This window comes from Streptomyces azureus, from assembly GCF_001270025.1.
GTDB classification, from domain to species: domain Bacteria; phylum Actinomycetota; class Actinomycetes; order Streptomycetales; family Streptomycetaceae; genus Streptomyces; species Streptomyces azureus.
Map to the genome: position 1 here is coordinate 1 of NZ_DF968370.1, position 19,630 is coordinate 19,630.

Annotated in this window: 19 protein-coding genes; 13 read left to right on the plus strand and 6 right to left on the minus strand. The window is 71.8% G+C overall.

What is annotated here, in order from left to right:
* Positions 1–502 precede the first annotated feature (502 nt).
* On the minus strand, positions 503–1,366 hold the full coding sequence (locus tag AOQ53_RS30230; RefSeq protein WP_059422091.1) for a DUF4184 family protein: 864 nt from the start codon (positions 1,364–1,366) through the stop codon (positions 503–505).
* 318 nt (positions 1,367–1,684) lie between these two features.
* Between AOQ53_RS30230 and AOQ53_RS30235 the strand changes: the two genes are divergently transcribed.
* From AOQ53_RS30235 to AOQ53_RS30240, 3 genes are all read left to right on the plus strand, one after another.
* A complete protein-coding gene (locus AOQ53_RS30235; protein ID WP_059422093.1) occupies positions 1,685–3,448 on the plus strand; it encodes a lytic transglycosylase domain-containing protein in 1,764 nt (587 codons plus the stop codon).
* 159 nt (positions 3,449–3,607) lie between these two features.
* Positions 3,608–3,742, plus strand: coding sequence for an SPW_0924 family protein (locus AOQ53_RS43810; RefSeq protein WP_107084044.1), 135 nt, complete (start codon positions 3,608–3,610; stop codon positions 3,740–3,742).
* A gap of 25 nt (positions 3,743–3,767) precedes the next feature.
* Positions 3,768–4,760: a DUF3068 domain-containing protein gene (locus AOQ53_RS30240; protein WP_059422095.1), complete on the plus strand. Its 993-nt coding sequence runs from the start codon at positions 3,768–3,770 to the stop codon at positions 4,758–4,760.
* A gap of 12 nt (positions 4,761–4,772) precedes the next feature.
* Here the strand turns inward: AOQ53_RS30240 and hrpB are convergent, their stop codons facing one another.
* Together hrpB and AOQ53_RS30250 are read right to left on the minus strand one after the other, a co-directional pair.
* Positions 4,773–7,313, minus strand: coding sequence for an ATP-dependent helicase HrpB (hrpB, locus tag AOQ53_RS30245; protein ID WP_059422097.1), 2,541 nt, complete (start codon positions 7,311–7,313; stop codon positions 4,773–4,775).
* 48 nt (positions 7,314–7,361) lie between these two features.
* Positions 7,362–8,174: a class I SAM-dependent methyltransferase gene (locus AOQ53_RS30250; protein ID WP_099054725.1), complete on the minus strand. Its 813-nt coding sequence runs from the start codon at positions 8,172–8,174 to the stop codon at positions 7,362–7,364.
* Positions 8,175–8,536: 362 nt separating this feature from the next.
* Here AOQ53_RS30250 and rpsA point away from each other — a divergent pair, with 362 nt between their 5' ends.
* The 4 genes from rpsA (at position 8,537) to AOQ53_RS30270 (ending at position 12,336) form a co-directional block, all read left to right on the plus strand.
* Positions 8,537–10,036, plus strand: a complete 1,500-nt coding sequence (rpsA, locus tag AOQ53_RS30255) for a 30S ribosomal protein S1 (RefSeq protein ID WP_059422100.1) — start codon at positions 8,537–8,539, stop codon at positions 10,034–10,036.
* 256 nt (positions 10,037–10,292) lie between these two features.
* On the plus strand, positions 10,293–11,231 hold the full coding sequence (locus AOQ53_RS30260; RefSeq protein WP_059422103.1) for a PAC2 family protein: 939 nt from the start codon (positions 10,293–10,295) through the stop codon (positions 11,229–11,231).
* Between the two features lie 53 nt (positions 11,232–11,284).
* Positions 11,285–11,905 carry a dephospho-CoA kinase gene (gene coaE / locus AOQ53_RS30265; RefSeq protein WP_059422105.1) on the plus strand — a complete coding sequence of 207 codons (621 nt, stop codon included), beginning with the start codon at positions 11,285–11,287 and terminating at the stop codon, positions 11,903–11,905.
* A 50-nt stretch (positions 11,906–11,955) separates the two neighbouring features.
* Entirely contained in the window at positions 11,956–12,336 is a 381-nt protein-coding gene (locus AOQ53_RS30270) for a tetratricopeptide repeat protein (protein WP_059422106.1), read from the plus strand.
* A gap of 39 nt (positions 12,337–12,375) precedes the next feature.
* Here AOQ53_RS30270 and AOQ53_RS30275 read toward each other — a convergent pair whose 3' ends face one another.
* On the minus strand, positions 12,376–12,639 hold the full coding sequence (locus AOQ53_RS30275) for a DUF6343 family protein (protein WP_059422185.1): 264 nt from the start codon (positions 12,637–12,639) through the stop codon (positions 12,376–12,378).
* Positions 12,640–12,799: 160 nt separating this feature from the next.
* On the opposite strand from AOQ53_RS30275, the gene AOQ53_RS30280 reads away from it, so the two are divergent.
* From AOQ53_RS30280 to AOQ53_RS30290, 3 genes are all read left to right on the plus strand, one after another.
* The gene (locus AOQ53_RS30280; RefSeq protein ID WP_059422107.1) at positions 12,800–13,498 is read left to right on the plus strand and encodes a class I SAM-dependent methyltransferase; all 699 of its coding nucleotides are present in this window, start codon (positions 12,800–12,802) and stop codon (positions 13,496–13,498) included.
* Entirely contained in the window at positions 13,491–14,552 is a 1,062-nt protein-coding gene (locus tag AOQ53_RS30285) for a protein kinase family protein (RefSeq protein ID WP_236711865.1), read from the plus strand. The genes AOQ53_RS30280 and AOQ53_RS30285 overlap by 8 nt, the downstream gene beginning before the upstream one ends.
* 113 nt (positions 14,553–14,665) lie before the next feature.
* Complete coding sequence (locus AOQ53_RS30290) at positions 14,666–15,130, plus strand: DoxX family protein (protein WP_059422110.1); 465 nt, start codon at positions 14,666–14,668, stop codon at positions 15,128–15,130.
* Positions 15,131–15,148: 18 nt separating this feature from the next.
* On the opposite strand, the gene AOQ53_RS30295 is transcribed toward AOQ53_RS30290, so the two are convergent.
* The gene (locus tag AOQ53_RS30295) at positions 15,149–15,739 is read right to left on the minus strand and encodes an RNA-binding S4 domain-containing protein (RefSeq protein ID WP_059422112.1); all 591 of its coding nucleotides are present in this window, start codon (positions 15,737–15,739) and stop codon (positions 15,149–15,151) included.
* A gap of 133 nt (positions 15,740–15,872) precedes the next feature.
* Between AOQ53_RS30295 and AOQ53_RS30300 the strand changes: the two genes are divergently transcribed.
* The 3 genes from AOQ53_RS30300 (at position 15,873) to AOQ53_RS30310 (ending at position 18,608) form a co-directional block, all read left to right on the plus strand.
* A complete protein-coding gene (locus AOQ53_RS30300; protein WP_059422113.1) occupies positions 15,873–16,490 on the plus strand; it encodes a helix-turn-helix domain-containing protein in 618 nt (205 codons plus the stop codon).
* Between the two features lie 107 nt (positions 16,491–16,597).
* Entirely contained in the window at positions 16,598–17,818 is a 1,221-nt protein-coding gene (locus AOQ53_RS30305; RefSeq protein WP_236711866.1) for an MFS transporter, read from the plus strand.
* Positions 17,819–17,903: 85 nt separating this feature from the next.
* Positions 17,904–18,608: a uracil-DNA glycosylase gene (locus tag AOQ53_RS30310; protein ID WP_059422115.1), complete on the plus strand. Its 705-nt coding sequence runs from the start codon at positions 17,904–17,906 to the stop codon at positions 18,606–18,608.
* A gap of 248 nt (positions 18,609–18,856) precedes the next feature.
* Here the strand turns inward: AOQ53_RS30310 and AOQ53_RS30315 are convergent, their stop codons facing one another.
* Positions 18,857–19,522: a GntR family transcriptional regulator gene (locus AOQ53_RS30315; protein WP_059422117.1), complete on the minus strand. Its 666-nt coding sequence runs from the start codon at positions 19,520–19,522 to the stop codon at positions 18,857–18,859.
* Between the last annotated feature and the right edge of the window lie 108 nt (positions 19,523–19,630).

A 19,630-nucleotide genomic window follows, 5' to 3' on the forward strand; every position in this document is an offset into this window, starting at 1 on the left:
GGCATGGGTATACGCACGTTCCTCCGCCGCACGGCCCCAGGCGTGGCACCCCCGCCGCTCCCGCCCTTCGCCGCCGCCGCAAGCACCATCCGCGTCCCCGCCACTCTCACCACGGCCCTGCGCCACACGACGGCGGAGCTCCGGCAGCGCCTGGCCCACGGATGGCGGCCGGCCGTTCCCACGCGCGCCGGCGAGGTGTCCGCCGCGACCGGTCGCACTGGCGCCGGTGACGCGATGGCCGTCCCGGGTCGCACTGGCGCCGGTGACGTGTCCGCTGCCACAGCAGGCCTCACCGGCCCCGGCGACGTGTCCGCCATCCTTGGTCTCACCGGCGGCACAGCCACTGCCGCCCAGCACCCAGGCAGCGCCGATCGCCCCGGCAGAACCGGCCGCCCCTGGGCGGACCTGGCCCGCAGCTACCTGACGCTCGTCCTCACCCTGCTCCCACGACCCCGCCCCGCGCACACCACCATCACCGTGTACATCGCGAGAACCGAGCCCCTCAGCGAGCGGCCGGCCGACTCGGCTCCGCGCCGTCGACGCGACCAGGACCGTTCGGGGCCGGGTCCGGAACCGGACGCCACACCCTGACCCCCACGGCGTACAGCAGCAGCGCCGGGGCGAGACCCGCGCCCGCTCCGAAGCACACCGTCGGAATGATCTCCCACGGTTTCGCGCTCGAGCCCCAGTAGGCCCACCACCGCGACGCCCGCTGCACCGCGCCCATCATCGCGAAACCGCCGATCACCGCGCCGGCCAGCCACCGGTCCCGCACCGACAGCGCCGGGACCCCGACCGGCACGCGCGCAGGCGCCCGCCGCACGGCCTGCACCAGGAACCCGGCGATCACGACCGCGGCCACCGCCGAACCGCCGTACTGCAAATACCAGTACAGCGGCGAGCCCGCCACCTCCCGGCCCAGTACCGGAAACACCCGCATCCCCCACCGGTCGAGATGGGTGAACGCGTCCCACACGACGTGCGTCAACGCGCCGAGCACCGCGGACACGTACCACCGCAGAACCAGGGACGCCCGCACACGCGCGCGGGGCGCCCCGCACCGCACCAGCGCGGAAACCCGCCCCTGCCGGGCCTGCGGCAGCAGCGCCACCAGCGGTTCGCGCACCAGCAGCCACAGCCCCACCAGCGCCCAGGCGATGAGCACATCGACCGTGAACACACCCGGGAACGAGTGCGTGACGTCACCGAACTCCATCGCCCCGGACACCACACTCGCCGCGTAATAGGTCATGTCGGGCGCGAAGGAACCCGCCACGAGCACGGCGGGCACGAGCGGGCCCCGGCCGGTGCCGTCGGTGCGTACGGCGGGCAGTACAACTGCCGCGTGGCTCAGCGTGAACGGCAACTCGGCTCCTCGTGACGGTCGTTGTCAGGGTGGTCGGAAAGGGCCCAGTATGCGGGATGCCGAACACCGGCCGCCCACCACGCTCGCCACATGACCAACTGGTGAAAAACGGGCACGAACGGGTGCCCGAGCAAATGAAGTTGTCGTAGGGTCGCCAGGGTCACCGTGCCGGTGGCAGGAGTCAGGCCCGTCGGAGGGCAACCACTCGGGCCGGTCGATCGTCACAACAGAGCGAACGCAACAGAAGTACGCGTACGCAACACAAGAGCGCGACAGACAGAGACGGGCGCTCGGGCGTCCACGGGAGGGGTTCACTCTATGGCGGCGCAATTCGGCAGGAGGCTGCGCAAGGGGGCGGCAACCACCGCCGTGGCCGCGGTCGCGGTCGCGGCCCTGTCCGCCTCCCAGGCTCCGGGCGTGAACGACCACGGCAGACAGACCGCCGCGGACGCCACACCCTCACCCGACGCCAGTGCCTCCGACGGCAGCGCCACCGGCAACTCGCCGTACTACACGGACCTGCCGCCGCTCAACAGCCCGAGCCCGTCACCGAGCACCGGGCCGGGGCCCACCACCCCCGGCACCTCCGAGGCGGGCATCCCCGCGACCGTCCTCGACGCCTACAAGAAGGCCGAGGCCGCGCTGCGCGACGCCAAGCCCGGATGCAACCTGCCCTGGCAACTCCTCGCGGCCATCGGCCGGGTGGAGTCGGGCCAGGCCCGCGGCGGCCGCGTCAACGCCGAGGGCACCACCATCTCGCCGATCCTCGGCCCGCAGCTCGACGGCAACGGCTTCGCCCTCATCAAGGACACCGACAACGGCGCCTACGACGGCAACAGCACCTACGACCAGGCCGTCGGCCCCATGCAGTTCATCCCGTCCACCTGGGCCTGGGCCGGTCGCGACGCCAACGGTGACGGCAAGAAGGACCCCAACAACATCTACGACGCCGCGCTCGCCGCCGGCCACTACCTCTGCCGCTTCAACTGGGACCTGTCCGACCAGAAGGACCTCGACCGCGCGATCCTCAGCTACAACAACTCGCGGGAGTACCTGAACCTGGTCATGCGGTGGCTGGAGTACTACCGCAAGGGCACGCACGAGATCCCCGACGGCACCGGCACGCTGCCCGACAACCGCAGCGACAACGGGGCCGGGGCGAGCCCCAGTCCCTCCGCGCCTAGCACGCCCGGCACGCCGGCTGCGGGCGACTCCAAGCCCAAGCCCAGCCCCAAGCCCGAAAAGCCCGGCGGGGGCGGCACGACGAAACCGAAGCCGCCCGCCACTCCGCCCAGCACCCCGCCCACCACCCCGAGCACGCCGCCCTCGACGTCTCCCACCCCCACCGACACGGTGCACCACCTGGAGGACGCCGGGACCGCGAAGCTCACCGCGATGGCGGGCGACACGTTCACCAAGCGGATCAGCACCCGCGCCGAGACGAAGGCCGGCAAGGCCGTCGGCAAGGTCAGGATCCGCTTCACCATCGTCGGCGACACGGACACCACGTTCGCGGGCGGCGAGAGCGTGGCCACGGTCGCCACCAACAGCTCCGGGGTGGCCGTCGCACCCGCGCTTCAGGCGGGGGAGAAGACGGGCGACGTCACCGTCCGGGCCACCGTCGTGGGCCGTATGGTCGCGGGCCTCGACTACACGGCCACCGTCACCGAGCGCGCCGCCGACGCCCTCGCCCGCACCGGTGACGCCGTGCTGACCTGCACCCCGGGCGGCGAGTTCGCGAACCAGGTCGAGGTGAAGGCCACGTACAAGGGCGCCGTCGCGGACGGCGTCGCGGCCACCGCCACGCTGATCAAGTCGGAGGACGACCCGACCGCCAACGACAAGGGCCCCTTCTTCAAGAACGCCGAAGGCAAGGCCGTCCGCACGCTGACCGGCCTGAAAACGGACGGGAAGGGTCTGCTGAAGCTGCCGAAGCTCTACGCGGACGACACGACCGGCGCGTTCCTGCTCCGCATCAACACCGAGGGCGGAGCGACCCTCACCGTCGAACTGACCGTGGCGGCTGCCGAGACGTCCTCACCTGGCCCGTCCACGAGCCCGTCGGCCAGTCCGAGCGTGTAGCTCTCAGGTACGACGGACGACGCCCCTCTTTCAAGAGGGGCGTCGTTTTTCAGGAGGGGTGCGTCGTTGTGCGTGCAACGTGTTCTCATCTCCGCCGCCCGTTGCTACGGTGCCGAGAAACCTGACGGTGTATCAGCTCGACCCGTGGGGAGGCCCCGTATGCGCGCCCTCGTCGCCGCCGCCACCGGTCTCGCCGTCGCGTTCGCCGCGGTCCTGACGCTGACCGCCCTCGGCACCCCCTCGGGCGGGACGTCCCCGAAGCCGCTGCTGACGACGGTGCCCGCACACCCCTGACCGCCCGCCCGGGAGGGAGGCCGAGATGCGCCGCAAGGCCGGCCTGGTCCTGCTCGCCCTCGCCGTGTTCTTCGCGGCCCTGTCCCCGTTGCTGCGCTGGTACGCCTTCCCGCGCCTCGCGAAGGTCCCCGCGAACCAGTACCAGGACATGGTCCTGGAGGCGGAGAAAGCCACCCTCCTCGACTACGGCACGATGCGGGCCCGCACGGTCCCCAAGGTCACGATCGTGCAGACCCTCAAGGGCAACGTCGAGGCCTCCGAGCGGATCGAGGAGTCGGCGGGCCGCGACGTGGTCGTCTGGGACGGCCTGTCCTACGTCGTCGGCCCCGACGGCGAGATGGTGTCGAAGATCCCCGAGCGCTACATCTTCGACGCCCACACCCAGGAACCCGTCCACGCCACCGGCGAGATGGTCGACGGCGACCCGGTGCGCCGCGAGGGCATCGAGTTCAAATGGCCGTTCCTCACGGAGAAACGGGACTACGAGTACTTCGACGCCCAGGCCCGCGTCACCGCCCCCATCCACTACAAGGGCACACAGGACTTCCGCGGCCTGGAGGTCTACTACTTCGAGCAGACCATCCCCTGGACCAAGGTGAGGATCCCGAAGACGCTGCCCGTGGAGGGCCTCACCCCCGAGTCGGTCGCCGACACCGGCACCACCCGCTGGTACACCACGGTCCGCAAGTTCTGGGTCGAACCCCTTACCGGCGCCCCTGTCTACGGAGAGGAACTCCACAAGGAGGAACTGCGCGGCGGCACCCTCCTCGGTGACCGTGACAAGGTGACCGCGTTCGCCGGGCACGTGAAGATGCGCGAGGACTACATCACGCACACGGTCGACCTGGTGAAGTCCCAGCGCCTGCTCATCCTGCTGATGACGTCCCACCTGCCGTGGGGCTCCCTGGCTCTCGGCGTCCTCCTGCTGGCCCTCGCGCTGTACCTGGAGGCCCGCAGCCGCCGCCCGTCCGGCCCGGTTCCCGCGGAGGCCGGAGAACCGTCACCGGTCAGCGCCTGAGCCGGGCGGTGGTCAGCGCCTGCGCCGGGCGCTGGTGTGCCGGGTCGGCTCGGCCCCGGCCGGGTCCTCGGGCCACGGATGCTTCGGATACCGCCCGCGCAGCTCCGCCCGTACGCCCTTGTAGCCGTCCTTCCAGAACGAGGCGAGGTCGGCGGTGACGGCGGCCGGCCGCCCGGCCGGGGACAGCAGATGGACGAGCAGCGGCACCCCCGCGACCCGCGGCGACTCCTGAAGCCCGAACATCTCCTGCAACTTCACCGCCAGCACAGGCTGCTCGGGCCGGGAGTAGTCGACGCGGATCCTCGACCCGCTCGGCACGGTGATCCGCTCCGGGGCGAGCTCGTCGAGCCGCCCGGCATCCCCGGAGGCCCAGGGCAGCAGCCGCGCGAGCGCCTCCCCGGCGTCGATCCGCGCCAGATCGGCCCGCCGCCGGGCCCGGCCCAGCTCCGGCTCCAGCCACTCCTCCACGCGCGCGTGCAGCGCGTCGTCGGAGACGTCAGGCCACGGTTCACCGAGGTGCAGCCGCAAGAACGCGAGCCGCCGGCGCAGGGCACCGGCCTCCGGCGACCACCGCAGCACCCCGAACCCCTCCCGCCGCAACCCTTCCAGCAGCGCACCGCGTACGAGCCCGGGATCGGCGTCCTTCAGCGGCCGCACCGCCAGTTCCACGGCCCCCAGCCGCTCCACCCGCCGCGCCACGACGTCCCCACCGTCCCAGCGCACCTCGTCCCGCTCCTCCAGCAGCGCCCCCGCGGCGAGCCGGGCGACCCCTTCGTCGACCACGGCCCCCAGCCGCACGCGCGCATGCCCCTTGCCGACGGGCCGGTCGGCCATGGCGACAGCAATCCAGGGCGAACCGCGCAGCGTGCTCCCGTCCGCGGCCTCGGCACGGGTTCCGGACGCCATGAGATACGACCCACCGTCGGCCTTGGCGACACGCTCGGGAAAGGCGAGAGCGGCGACGAGCCCCACCTGGCGTTCTTCCGGGGCGTTCGCCCACGCGTCGCGCCGTGCCTCTGGAGGCGAGATAGGGGCGGGAGGGTGGGAAACGCCTGAAACGACGGCCCGCAGCCGCCGAACCTCCGCCCGCCACCGTCCGGAATAGGCCTCACCCCCACGCCGAGCACGACGCAACGCACCCGCCAGATCATCCCCGTACTCCCGCGGAGCCTCCTCACTGAGCAACGCGATGACCTCAGCGGCCCTCTCCGCCCCGACCAAGCCGGACCCGTCCAGCAACGCCCGCCCCAACCGGGGATGCAACCCCAGCCGAGCCAGCGCAGCACCCCGCTCCGTGGCCCGCCCGACGGAGTCGACGGCCCCGACCGCCGCCAGCACCTCCCGCGCCGCCGCCATCGCCCCACCCGGCGGCGGATCCAGCAACGCCAGCCCGGATGCGTCCGGATCCCCCCAGCACGCCACCTGAAGCGCGAACGCCGTCAGGTCGGCCACCTTGATTTCCGGCGAGGGAAAACGCGGCAGACGCGCGTCCTCGGCCTCCGCCCAGCACCGGTACACCGCCCCCGGCGCCTCACGCCCGGCACGCCCCGCCCGCTGCCGCCCGGCCGCCTGCGACGCCCGTACCGTCGTCAGCGCGCTCAGCCCGCGCGCGTGGTCGACGCGAGGCTCCCGCGCCAGCCCCGAGTCGACGACCACGCGCACGCCGGGAACCGTCAGCGACGACTCCGCCACCGACGTGGCCAGCACCACCCGGCGCCGCTCCCCGCCGGCCAGCACGGCGTCCTGCACGGCCGCGGGCGCCCGCCCGTGCACCTGAAGCACCTCGACGTCCCCGAGTTCCCCGAGCTGCCCGGCGACCCGGGCGATCTCGCCCACGCCCGGGAGGAAACACAGCACGTCCCCGTCCCGCTCGGCCAGTGCCCGCCGCACCACCGACGCCACATGCGTCAGCAGCGCCGGATCGACCCGCATCCCGTGCGGCGGCCGTACCGGCCGCACCGGCGGCACCCACACGACCTCGACCGGATGCGCCGCCCCCTGAGCCTCGACCACCGGAGCGCCCCCCAGCAGCGCGGCCCACCCCTGCGCGTCGGTCGTCGCAGAGGCGGCCACCAGCCGCAGCTCGGGGCGCAGCGTCTGCCGTACGTCCCACAGGAAGGCCGCCGCCGTGTCCGCGTCCAGATGCCGCTCGTGGCACTCGTCGAGCACCACCACGTCCGTACCGGCCAGCTCCTGGTCCCGCTGCACCCGCTGCACCAGCACACCGGTCGTGACGACCTCCACGCGCGTGTGCGGCCCGACGACGCGTTCCCCGCGCACGGTGTAGCCGACGCTCCCGCCGACCTTCTCGCCCAGCAGCCACGCCATCCGTCGCGCCGCCGCCCGGGCCGCGATCCGCCGCGGCTCGGCGACGATCACCCGCCGCCGGGGCCCCTCGCCGAGCAGCCCCGCCAGGGCCAGGGGCACCAGGGTCGTCTTTCCGGTGCCGGGCGGCGCCACGAGGACGGCGGTGCCGTGCCCCTCCAGGGCGTCGTCCAGGGCGGGCAGGGCACCGCGTACGGGCAGGGCGTCCAGGGCGTCGTAACGGATCACGCACTCAGTGTCGTACGGCGCGGAAGGTGCCTGTCACGCGCGCGTGCCTCAGTCCCGTTCGCACACGAAGATCGCCGTTCCCGGAATCAGGTTCCCGCGCAGCGGCGACCAGCCGCCCCACTCGGAGGTGTTCCAGGCCGGCCACTCCGGCTCCACCAGGTCCACCAGCCGGAAGCCCGAGGCCACCACGTCCCGGACGCGGTCGCCGAGCGTGCGGTGGTGCTCGACGTAGACCGCGCGGCCCTCCTCGTCCTGCTCGACGTAGGGCGTGCGGTCGAAGTAGGAGCCCGACACGGACAGCCCCTCCGGTCCCGGCTCGTCCGGGAAGGCCCAGCGGATCGGGTGCGTCACCGAGAAGACCAGCCGGCCCCCGGGCCGCAGCACCCGGCGCACCTCCCGCAGCACCAGCCGCGGATCGGCGACGAAGGGCAGCGCCCCGTACGCCGAGCAGGCCAGGTCGAACGAGCCGTCCGCGAAGGGCAGCGCCCCGGCGTCGGCGCACACCAGGGGAAACGGTCCGCCGATGCGCAGCGCGTGCTGCAACTGCCGGTGCGAGATGTCCAGGGCCACCGGGCAGGCGCCCTGGCCGGCCAGCCAGCGCGAGCACTGCGCCGCGCCCGCGCCGAGCTCCAGGACCTCCTTGCCCTTCAGCTCCTCCGGCGGGCCGAGCAGCTCGGCCTCCACCTCGTCCAGACCCTCGGGGCCCCACACGAAGCGGTCGTCACCGAGGAAGGTGCCGTGCTCGGTCTGGTACTCGTCCGCGTTGCGGTCCCACCAGCCCCGGTTGGCCCGGGAGCTCTCCGTGACATCTGCGTCACGCCGGGTCGCCTCCGGTTCGGACGCTTCGCGCTCTTGGATGATCGGCTCCCTCGTCGTACTCTTCCGTCCAGCCGGTCCCGGAGGTGTCCCGAAGGGGGCGTCACACGCCCTGCGTGGCCTCGGGCGACACGACTTGTGCCGGGTATGCGGTGTTCCGCCCCGGGTGGGCGGCTTCGCGCATTGACCCTGCCCGGCTGCCCCCGTATGCTACAAGTTGCGCTGCGGGCCTGCGCACCTCAGACGTAGCAGGCTGCGCTCGCATCTGTATGTATGTCCCCTCGGTTGTCGAGGCGCCACCGGTTTTGTGTGGCGCTTCCTTGGCTGTCCGGCTTCTGCAGAGCGAAACGGGCTCCCGGCGTAGCAGTACCTACGACTTCAATGTCCGTACCGGAGCCCTTTCCCACATGACGAGCAGCACCGAGACCACCGCCACCACCCCGCAGGTAGCGGTCAACGACATCGGTAACGAGGAAGCCTTCCTCGCCGCGATCGACGAGACGATCAAGTACTTCAACGACGGCGACATCGTCGACGGCGTCATCGTGAAGGTCGACCGGGACGAGGTCCTGCTCGACATCGGTTACAAGACCGAAGGTGTGATCCCGAGCCGCGAGCTCTCGATCAAGCACGACGTCGACCCCAACGAGGTCGTCGCCGTCGGTGACGAGATCGAGGCCCTTGTTCTCCAGAAGGAGGACAAGGAAGGCCGCCTGATCCTCTCGAAGAAGCGCGCCCAGTACGAGCGTGCCTGGGGCACCATCGAGAAGATCAAGGAAGAGGACGGGATCGTCACCGGTACCGTCATCGAGGTCGTCAAGGGTGGTCTCATCCTCGACATCGGCCTCCGTGGCTTCCTCCCGGCCTCCCTGGTCGAGATGCGCCGCGTTCGCGACCTCCAGCCCTACGTGGGCAAGGAGCTCGAGGCGAAGATCATCGAGCTGGACAAGAACCGCAACAACGTGGTCCTGTCCCGCCGTGCCTGGCTGGAGCAGACCCAGTCCGAGGTCCGCCAGACGTTCCTCACGACCCTCCAGAAGGGTCAGGTCCGTTCCGGCGTCGTCTCCTCGATCGTCAACTTCGGTGCCTTCGTGGACCTGGGTGGCGTCGACGGTCTGGTCCACGTCTCCGAGCTGTCCTGGAAGCACATCGACCACCCCTCCGAGGTCGTCGAGGTCGGCCAGGAGGTCACGGTCGAGGTGCTCGACGTCGACATGGACCGCGAGCGCGTCTCCCTGTCGCTGAAGGCGACCCAGGAAGACCCGTGGCAGCAGTTCGCCCGCACCCACCAGATCGGCCAGGTCGTGCCCGGCAAGGTCACGAAGCTGGTTCCGTTCGGTGCGTTCGTCCGCGTGGACGAGGGCATCGAGGGTCTGGTCCACATCTCCGAGCTGGCCGAGCGCCACGTGGAGATCCCGGAGCAGGTCGTCCAGGTCAACGACGAGATTTTCGTCAAGGTCATCGACATCGACCTCGAGCGCCGTCGCATCAGCCTCTCGCTGAAGCAGGCCAACGAGGCCTTCGGTGCCGACCCGGCGTCGGTCGAGTTCGACCCGACCCTGTACGGCATGGCCGCGTCGTACGACGACCAGGGCAACTACATCTACCCCGAGGGCTTCGACCCCGAGACCAACGACTGGCTCGAGGGCTACGAGACCCAGCGCGAGGCCTGGGAGACCCAGTACGCCGAGGCGCAGCAGCGCTTCGAGCAGCACCAGGCGCAGGTCATCAAGTCGCGTGAGGCGGACGAGAAGGCCGCTGCCGAGGGTGGCGAGGCCGCCGCTCCGGCCGCGTCCGGCGGTGGTGGCGGTTCGTACTCCTCCGAGGGCCCGGACAACTCCGGCGCGCTGGCCTCGGACGAGGCGCTCGCCGCGCTTCGCGAGAAGCTGGCCGGCGGCCAGAGCTGACGCCCGCTGAGCAGTAGCTCCTGACTGAGGGGCCGTACCTTTCGAGGTGCGGCCCCTCAGTGTTGCCCGGGAAGGGGCGTGTGCCGGCTGCCGGCCGGTGGGGGCTTGTGTCGCGCCCGCGCGGCGGAGCCGCATATTGACGCTGCCCCGCGACCCAGGGAACCGCTCGCCCCGGCAAGATCATGTACTTCCTCTTCGGGAATGCCCGAGCCCGTAAGGGCGTTGTGCCGTACGGACACGAGGAGGAGCGGTCACTGTGCTTGATCCGCAGGGTTTGTACGCATGGGAGCCGAAGGGCCTGGCCGTCGTCGACATGGCGTTGGCCCAGGAGTCGGCCGGACTTGTCATGCTCTACCACTTCGACGGATACATCGACGCGGGCGAGACCGGCGACCAGATCGTCGACCGGCTGCTCGACTCGCTGCCCCACCAGCTCGTCGCCCGCTTCGACCACGACCGGCTCGTGGACTACCGGGCCCGCCGCCCGCTGCTGACGTTCAAGCGCGACCGCTGGAGCGACTACGAGGACCCCGCCATCGAGGTGCGGCTCGTGCAGGACGCCACCGGAGCGCCGTTCCTGCTGCTGTCCGGCCCCGAGCCGGACGTGGAATGGGAGCGCTTCGCCGCGGCCGTGAGGCAGATCGTGGAGCGGCTCGGCGTCCGTCTGTCGGTGAACTTCCACGGCATCCCCATGGGCGTCCCGCACACCCGGCCCGTCGGCCTGACCCCGCACGGCAACCGCACCGACCTCGTCCCGGGCCACCGCAGCCCGTTCGAGGAGGCGCAGGTGCCCGGCAGCGCCGAGTCACTCGTCGAGTATCGCCTGCTCCAGGCCGGGCACGACGTCCTGGGCGTCGCCGCCCACGTCCCGCACTACATCGCCCGCTCCCCGTACCCGGACGCGGCCCTGACGGTCCTGGAGGCCATCACGGCGGCGACCGGACTGGTGCTGCCCGGCATCGCCCACGCCCTGCGCTCGGACGCCCACCGCACCCAGACGGAGATCGACCGGCAGATCCGCGAGGGCGACGAGGACCTCACCGCGCTCGTACAGGGCCTGGAGCACCAGTACGACGCCCTCGCGGGCGCCGAGACCCGGGGCAACATGCTCGCCGAGCCGGTGGACATCCCGTCGGCGGACGAGATCGGCCGGGAGTTCGAGAAGTTCCTGGCGGAGAGAGAAGGCGACGGCTGAGCCCGGGGAGACCTGGCCAGGGCCCTGCCCCTGGCAGGGCCTAAGCTCGGCTCATGCTGAAGGTGGGCCTGACCGGCGGTATCGGTGCCGGCAAGAGTGAGGTGTCACGGCTGCTCGTCGAGTGCGGTGCCGTGCTGATCGACGCGGACCGTATCGCGCGGGAGGTCGTCGCACCGGGGACCCCGGGACTCGCCGCGGTCGCGGAGGCCTTCGGCGAGGAGGTGCTCGCGGCCGACGGCAGCCTGGACCGGCCAAGGCTCGGCTCCATCGTCTTCGCCGACGCGGCGAAGCTCGCCACGCTCAACTCGATCGTGCACCCCTTGGTGGGCGCCCGCTCCCGCGAGCTCGAAGAGGCCGCAGCCGAGGACGCGGTCGTCGTGCACGACGTCCCGCTCCTCACGGAGAACGGGCTGGCACCGCTGTACGACGTCGTGATCGTCGTAGATGCGAGCCCGGAGACCCAGCTCGACCGGCTCGTAGGGCTGCGCGGCATGACCGAGGAGGACGCCCGCGCGCGGATGGCCGCCCAGGCGACACGCGAGCAGCGCCGGGAGGTCGCGGACATCGTCATCGACAACGACGTCCCGCTGGAGGACCTGGAGCGCCGCGTGAAGGACGTGTGGGCCGAGCTGGAGCGCAGGTCGCAGGCGCCCCGGACGTCCCCTCAGGAATAGCGGCATCTCGCGGGGGCGTTGAACCCTCGCAGTGAGGGAAGGACTCTGCCGTGCCCGAGACCAGCGGTTCGACCGGACGTACTCCGGAGACGCACGTCATCGACTTCCGTGCCGCCGAGCAACTGCTCGCGGCGCGGGACCCGCGGGGCGCGGTGAAGCTGCTCGACGGAGTCATCGCCGCGCACCCGGAGAACACCGCCGCGCGGCTGCTGCGCGCGCGTGCCTTCTTCGCGGCGGCGCAGCTACGGCCGGCGGAGCTCGAGTTCTCGATCGTCCTCGAGCGCGAGCCGGACAACGCGTTCGCACACTTCGCGCTCGCCCGCACGTATGAGCGACAGAACCGCCCCGAGCAGGCCAAGCGCCATTTCCGGCTGGCCGCCGCGCTGGACCCGAACCCGCGGTTTTTGAAGGCGGCGCGCTTCGACTCGTGAGCGGCCGCCCCCGTCTGCATCAGGGATGATCCGGCTGCCTCAGGGGTGATCGTCCGGTGGACGGTAGGGCGGGATGCCGGGGCCCGGCTGGTAGTGCGGACCCTGGCGGATGTGCCTGAGGACGACGATCAGGTCGATCGTGACGATCAGCAGCAGCGCGCCACAGGCGATGGCCCAGCCGGTCCGCCCGGCGAGCGTGAAAGCGACCGTCCCGAAGAGCGCCCAGACCAGTCCCCACACGCTCAGCCAGAAGCGCGCCCGCAGGGCACTGCGCGCAGTCCTCGGTTCACTGCCTGTACGCATCACCACCTCCGCTCCTCTTTGCAAAGTACTCCTCGCCGCGGATGCCGACCAACGGGGGAGCTCGGGCCAGTACGGGACGCCGTCCACTCGGACGGGTGAACGCGGCCGGGACGGGAACGGACGTGCGGATGTGGTCCGTTGGGCGGGCATGGAGCTGAAAATGCGTGAGGGACACGAGGGGACGGGGCCCGGGGCCATCACTCCGGACGGCTGCGCTGTGGAGTTCTACTCGCGGCTGCCCGCCGGGGACGAACCGGACGTCATCGCGGCAGCCGCGCCGGCGGGCGCGCGCATCCTGGAGCTGGGCAGCGGCGTCGGGCGTATGACCCATGCGCTGCTGGAGCGCGGATTCGAGGTCACGGCGGTGGACGAGTCCGCCGAGATGCTGGAGCGGGTACGCGGAGCACGGACGATATGCAGCCCGATCGAGGACCTGGACCTGGGCGAGAGGTTCGACGTGGTGCTGCTGGCGTCGTTCCTCGTGCACGCCGGGGACGCCGAGGTGCGGCGAGGCCTGCTGCGCACATGCGTGCGGCATGTCGCGGAGGGCGGCTGCGTGCTGATCCAGCGTGAGGGCGAGGACTACCACACGAACGTGCCGCGCGAGCGGGTGGATCCCAGCGGCTTCACCGTCCGGATCGTGTCGTCGGAGCCGGTCGGCGACGGGGTCAACTCGGTGCGCGTGGAGTACGAGTTCCCGGACGCGGTCTGGACCCATACGTTCCGGGCACGACCGCTGACCAGGGAACAGTTCGAGGAGGCGCTGGAGGAGACGGGCCTGAGGGTGGACCAGTACCTGACGGAGGATCGGACCTGGGTGAGGGCGGTGCCCGGCGCTTCAGGCGAGCGGGGTGCGTGAGGAGTCGTACGGGGTGGGGGAGGCCGGGCGACTGGCCGGCTACGACACGGTTTCGACGTCCCTGGCGCTGTGCGGGGACGCCGAGCTGCGCGAGCTGGTGGACGCGGCCGTGCCGTTGGGGACGGGCATCGGTGGGAAGTCGGCCCGGATGGACGTGGCCGGCACGCCGGTCTTCGTGAAGCGGGTGCCCCTTACGGACCTGGAGCGGCGGCCCGAACACCTCCGGTCCACGGCCAACGTGTTCGGACTCCCCACCTTCTGCCAGTACGGCGTCGGTGGGCCCGGGTTCGGGGCGTGGCGCGAGGTCGCCGTCCACACGATGACGACGAACTGGGTGCTCTCCGGGCAGTTCCAGGGCTTTCCGCTGACGTACCACTGGCGCGTGCTGCCGGACGAGGCACCCACCCTGGTGGAGGAACTGGCCGATGTGGAACGGGCCGTGGCCTACTGGGGAGGCAGCGCGGAAGTACGGCGTCGGATCGAGGCACTGCGGCAGTCCTCGGCGAGCGTCGCGCTGTTCCTGGAGTACATCCCCCAGACGCTGCACACGTGGCTCACGGAGCAGGTACGAACAGGCGGCGCGGCTCTCGACCGGGCGTGCTCGCTCGTGGAGAAGGAACTGCGGGCCGGCACGTCCTTCATGAACAGCCGAGGGCTGCTCCACTTCGACGCCCACTTCGAGAACGTCCTCACCGACGGCCGGCGCCTGTACTTCGCCGACTACGGCCTCGCCCTGTCCAGCCGCTTCGACCTGGCACCCACCGAGACCGACTTCTACGACCGGCACGCCGGCTACGACCGCTGCTACACGGCCAGTTACCTCGTGAACTGGCTGGTCACCGCCCTGTATGGCGCGGACTGGGAGATACGTGGAGCACTGATACGGGCCTGGGCCGAAGGACAGCAGCCCACCGGGGTGCCACCCGGAACGGCGAGGATCCTCGCCCGCCACGCGCCGGTCGCGGCGGTGATGACGGACTTCTACCGCACGATCCAGGAGGTGAGCAGGACAACTCCCTACCCAGCGGAAAGACTCCGGCGGTTCTGCCCGTGACAGGCAGGGCCGGAGCGAGGCGGGTGGAAATCTGCCGGCGGCGATGAGTTCGAGGGTGAGGGGCGGTCTACCCCTGCGACATCACCACGGACCGCTTCCCCCAGGAGACCTCCATGTCCGAGAGCACCGCTCCCGTCACCGCCGCCCCCTCCGCCCCGGCCGGTGTGGTCGTCGCCGAGTCCGCCACCGCTCGCGGGCGGCGTGCCCGGATCGCGCTGCGCGGTCTCCAGGTGCTGCTCGCCCTCGTCTACGGGATCGCGAGCGCCCTGCCCAAGCTCATCGCGCACCCGTCGGCTGCCGAGCCGTTCGAGGAAATCGGCTGGGGCAGCGCGGGGATGTACAGCATCGGTGCGCTCGAACTGGCCGGAGCGGTAGCCCTGTTGATCCCGGTGCTCCAGTCGGTGGCGGCGATGGCGCTGGGCGCGCTGATGGTGGGTGCGTTCGTCGTCCAGATCGCCGTCATGGGCGGGCAGTACGCGGCGACGCCGCTCATCCTGATCGTGCCGCTCGCCCTCATCGCCTGGGCGCGGCGGGGGCACAACGCGGAGCTGCTGCGTCTGCTGCGGCTCCGGGGGTGACCCTGCCGCGTGCGCTGTTCACGGCCTCGGTTTGCCCGACCCTCCGCCGGGACCGGGACCGGGGCCGGGGCCGCTTCCCGGGCCCGGTCCCGGGCCGGCCAGGCCGCGTAGGCGTTCCAGTTCGCGGCGGTCCCGCTTCGTCGGGCGGCCCGCGCCGCGGTCGCGGATGCCGGCCGGTGCGACGGCCTCGCGGGGCGGGGGCGGAGGGGAGTTGTCGATGTAGCACTGGGTGGCCACGGGGGCGCCGACCCGCTTGCGGATCAGGCGTGTGACGACGACGACCCGTTCCCGGCCGTCGTGCCGCAGGCGCACCTCGTCGCCGACGCGCACGGCATGGGCGGGCTTCACCCGCTCGCCGTTGACGCGGACGTGTCCGCCCCGGCAGGCGGTGGCGCCCAGGGAACGGGTTTTGACGAGGCGTACGGCCCAGATCCAGCTGTCGACGCGGACGGTCTCGCCGCTCTGCGGCCCGGCGGCCTCGGCGGCAGCGATCGCCGCCGCGACCTTCGGGTCCACGGTCTTGGGGTCCGCGACCTTCGGGTCCACGGTCTTCGCGTCCACGTCCTTCGTGTCGCCCGCCCCGTCGTACTCCCTGCCTTCAGAAGCCATGCCCCCGACCTTAGTCCTTCGAGGCACCTGTTTTCGGGCCGTCCGGGCAGGCAATCGTCCCCCACGCTGTTCTGCCGAATCAGTTTTGCAAAAATTCTTTTGGTAAACGTCCGGGGTCGCCTACCCTGCCGGCATGGACAGCGACGAGCACAAGCGCGTACTCGATCCCGAGCACGACACCGACGCCCTGAAGGCCCTCACCCACCCCCTGCGCATCCAGCTGCTCGGGCTGCTGCGGCAGGACGGGCCCGCCACGGCCAGTGAGCTCGCCGCGCGGACGGGGGAGTCGTCGGCGTCGACCAGTTACCACCTGCGGGTGCTGGCGAAGTACGCGTTCATCGCCGAGGCCGAGCATCGTGACGGGCGGGAGCGGCGCTGGCGGGCCCGGCACACCGTGACGTCCTGGAGCAACGAGGCGATGGAGTCCTCCGAGGCGGGCCGCGCCTTCGTCAGCCTGGCGCGGCGGCGGCAGCTGGAGCACCTGGAGGCGTCCCTCGCCCGGCACGAGGCGGACATGGCCGCCGGGCGGTTCGGCCAGGAGTGGGTGGAGCCGTCGGGGATCAGCGACCTCATGCCCCGGCTGACGGCCGAGTCGCTCACCGAGCTCTGGGAGTCGGTCGCCCGGAAGCTGGAGGAACTGACCGCCCGGGACGCGGAGGATCCGCGCGCCGAGCACGTCATGCTCCTCACCGCCGGCCTGCCGCTCGCCCCGCACGACCGTGAGGACACGCATCGCGAGAGCGCCTCATGACAGAGCTGCAAGAGCTGCGAGAACCGCCAGAGGCACCCGGGATACGGACCGCTCGCCGCCGGTACGTCACCGTCTGTGCGCTCTTATGGCTTCCGCCGGGCCTCGGTATGGCCTCGTTGGTCCTTCTGTTCAGCGAGCGCGGCATGTCCCTCGCGGCGGTGGCGGGGCTCTTCGCCGCTCATTCGCTGACCGTGGCCGCGCTGGAGCTGCCCACGGGCGGGCTCTCGGACGTCCTCGGGCGCCGGCCGGTCCTCGCCATGGCCGGTGCGCTCAACGTCGTCGCCTTCGGCCTTGCCGGCCTCGGCACGACCGCCTGGGTGCTCACCGCCGGCATGGTGCTCATGGGCGCGGCCCGCGCCCTGGCCAGCGGTACCGCCGAGGCCTGGTACGTCGACACCGTCCAGGCGCACTCCGGGCCCGACGCCGAGCTGCGGACGGGCCTGGCCCGGGGCGGCTCCGCGACCTCCGCCGCACTCGCCGCCGGCATCCTGCTCGGCGGTGCCCTGCCCTGGCTGCTCGGAGTGGGGCCCGATCTGGGTGCCCGGCTGAGCGAGGCGACGTCCGGAGCGGTGCTGCCGTTGTCCGTTCCCGTGCTGCTCGGAGCCGCGGTCAGGGTCGTCTTCGTCTGCTACGTGCTGACCGTCCTGCGGGAGCCGCCGCGTCCTGCGGCCACCCCGCGTTCCGTGCTGCGCGGCGTCCCGGTCACCGTCCTGGGCGGGCTGCGGCTGGGCGGACGCGACGCGCTGGTCCGGCGGGTCCTGCTCACCGCCGCGGCCGTCGGCAGTGCCCTGGCCGTCACCGAACTGCTCATGCCGGGTCGTACCGCGGCGCTGACCGGGGCGACCGGCTCCGGCGCGATGGCCTATGCCGCGCTCTCCTGCGCCGGCTTCGTCTGCGGCGGCGTCGGCAGCCACCTCGCGCCGCTCGCCGCCCGGGTCGCGGGCAGCGGTGAACGGGCCGTGCTGGTCTGCCTCGGGGGCTGTGCGGGCGGCATGCTGCTGCTCGGTGTCACCGCGTCCACCACGCACCTGCTCGCCACGGCCCTCGCGGTCGTCGGCTTCTGCCTGTTCCACCTCGGCATCGGTGCGGCTTCCCCGAACGAGAACGACCTGCTGCACCGCCGGGTCCCCAGCGAGCAGCGCGCCACCGCCCTGTCCGTCCAGTCCCTCGCGCAGCAGTTGGCCGGCGCGCTCACCGGCCTGGCCGTCGGCGCGTTGCCGTCGGGCCCCCTGCCCTGGCTGCTGACCGGTGCCGTGCTGTTCTCCGGTGCTCTGCTCTGGCTCCGGCGGGCCGGCGTCCGGTCCACGCCGGTCACGACCACCACCTGAACCGGCGCGCCAGGGCGTCCGGACCTGCCCGGGAAACCCGCCTCCCCCCGACGACCACAACCCCGCCTGCGCCTACCGTGGAGTGATGGACGCCAGCGGTCTCCCTCTCCTCGACCGGCGCATCACGGACTGCCGGGCCTGCCCGCGGCTGGTCTCCTGGCGTGAGGAGGTGGCCCGGGTCAAGCGAGCCGCCTATGCGGACTGGACGTACTGGGGGCGGCCGGTGCCCGGATTCGGACCGGCGGACGCCCGGCTGCTGATCGTCGGACTCGCCCCCGCCGCCCACGGCGGCAACCGCACCGGCCGGATGTTCACCGGCGACCGCTCGGGGGACGTCCTGTACGAGGCGCTGTACGACGTCGGCCTCGCTTCCCGGCCCACCGCCGAGCACGCCCACGACGGCCTGGAGCTGTACGGCGTGCGCGTCACCTCGCCCGTGCACTGCGCCCCGCCCGCCAACAAACCCACCCCTCAGGAGCGGGACACCTGCCGCCCCTGGCTCGTGCAGGAACTGCGGCTGCTGCGTCCGACGCTGCGGGCCGTGGTCGTGCTCGGCGCCTTCGGCTGGCAGGCCGCGCTGCCGGCGTTCGCCGAGGCGGGCTGGTCCGTTCCCCGGCCGCGGCCCGCCTTCGGCCACGGGGCCCGGTTTTGCCTGGACGGCCTGGAACTCTTCGGCTGCTTCCATGTCAGCCAGCGCAACACCTTCACCGGCCGGCTCACTCCGGTGATGCTGCGCGATGTCCTGCGGACGGCCGCGCGGACGGCGGAGTTGCCGACGACCGCCGGCTGAACGGGCTAGGTGTGCTGTTCGGAGAGGTTGGTGACGCGGCTGGCTGGGGTGTGTCCGCAAAGTCCCGCCTGCCCCGCGACGCCATGCACGCTCCCCCAAGCTCTCCGAGCAGGGGAACCCCACTCGTTGCACCGGGCACAGACCCACGTACAACCAGTACGAGGGCCTGCACCCGGCACGCCGAGAGCAAGCACCTGACGCCGCGGGGCCCGCCCTTCGGGCGGACGACGGGAATGTGACGACAGGGCCTAGTGGGCGCTCTCCTCCCCGAACAGATGCCGCACCGTGGAGCGGTAGTTGGTCCGTACGTGCGTGAGCGCGTGCGCGCGGGCCCGGTGCGGGTCGCCCGAGGCGATCGCCTCGAACAGCTCGCGGTGCTCCACTAGGAGCTGCGGCCACTCCTCGTTGCGTCGGGTCATCCAGCGCAGCCGGCCGGCGACCGGTTCCAGGGCCTCGGTCAGCAGGTTGTTGCCGGCCATCGCCACGATGCGGTCGTGCAGGCGGCTGTTGAGCTCCGTGATCAGCTCGGCGTCTCCGGCCTCGGTGGCGGCGGCCGCGCCGTCGAGGAGCTCCTGGACCTCGGCCAGGCCCTGCGGTGTCGCGCGGGACGCGGCGAGTCCGGCGGCGTAGACCTCCAGGGCCTCGCGCAGTTCGAACAGTTCCTTGACGTCGTTCGGGGTGAGACGGCGTACGACCGTGCGGCGGGGCGTCTCGAAGTGGACGAAGCCCTCGGTGACGAGCGCCCGGATCGCCTCCCGGACCGGAACGCGCGAGACGCCGAAGCGCTCCGCCAGCTCGCGTTCGACCAGGCGGTCGCCGGGACGGAGACTGCCCGCGATGATCTCCTGCCGCAGCTCGGCCGTGACGCGTTCGCGCACCGCTCCAAGAGGTTCGATCTTCGTCATGGAGACCATCCTCGCCGAGGCGAGGCGTCTTTTACGCAGCGTTAACAAGAGCGACATCGGTCAGAACTGTTGACGGCGGGACCATGACCGCAGTTTGGTATACCAAAGCCCCCCGCA

What these genes read in the sequence shown, in the direction of transcription:
- AOQ53_RS30235 (WP_059422093.1), top strand. Translation starts at nt 1,685, where the DNA reads ATGGCGGCGCAATTCGGCAGGAGGCTGCGCAAGGGGGCGGCAACCACC.
- AOQ53_RS43810 (WP_107084044.1), top strand. Translation starts at nt 3,608, where the DNA reads ATGCGCGCCCTCGTCGCCGCCGCCACCGGTCTCGCCGTCGCGTTCGCC.
- AOQ53_RS30240 (WP_059422095.1), top strand. Translation starts at nt 3,768, where the DNA reads ATGCGCCGCAAGGCCGGCCTGGTCCTGCTCGCCCTCGCCGTGTTCTTC.
- rpsA (WP_059422100.1), top strand. Translation starts at nt 8,537, where the DNA reads ATGACGAGCAGCACCGAGACCACCGCCACCACCCCGCAGGTAGCGGTC.
- coaE (WP_059422105.1), top strand. Translation starts at nt 11,285, where the DNA reads ATGCTGAAGGTGGGCCTGACCGGCGGTATCGGTGCCGGCAAGAGTGAG.
- AOQ53_RS30275 (WP_059422185.1), bottom strand. Translation starts at nt 12,639, where the DNA reads ATGCGTACAGGCAGTGAACCGAGGACTGCGCGCAGTGCCCTGCGGGCG.
- AOQ53_RS30280 (WP_059422107.1), top strand. Translation starts at nt 12,800, where the DNA reads ATGCGTGAGGGACACGAGGGGACGGGGCCCGGGGCCATCACTCCGGAC.
- AOQ53_RS30290 (WP_059422110.1), top strand. Translation starts at nt 14,666, where the DNA reads ATGTCCGAGAGCACCGCTCCCGTCACCGCCGCCCCCTCCGCCCCGGCC.
- AOQ53_RS30295 (WP_059422112.1), bottom strand. Translation starts at nt 15,739, where the DNA reads ATGGCTTCTGAAGGCAGGGAGTACGACGGGGCGGGCGACACGAAGGAC.
- AOQ53_RS30300 (WP_059422113.1), top strand. Translation starts at nt 15,873, where the DNA reads ATGGACAGCGACGAGCACAAGCGCGTACTCGATCCCGAGCACGACACC.
- AOQ53_RS30305 (WP_236711866.1), top strand. Translation starts at nt 16,598, where the DNA reads ATGGCCTCGTTGGTCCTTCTGTTCAGCGAGCGCGGCATGTCCCTCGCG.
- AOQ53_RS30310 (WP_059422115.1), top strand. Translation starts at nt 17,904, where the DNA reads ATGGACGCCAGCGGTCTCCCTCTCCTCGACCGGCGCATCACGGACTGC.
- AOQ53_RS30315 (WP_059422117.1), bottom strand. Translation starts at nt 19,522, where the DNA reads ATGGTCTCCATGACGAAGATCGAACCTCTTGGAGCGGTGCGCGAACGC.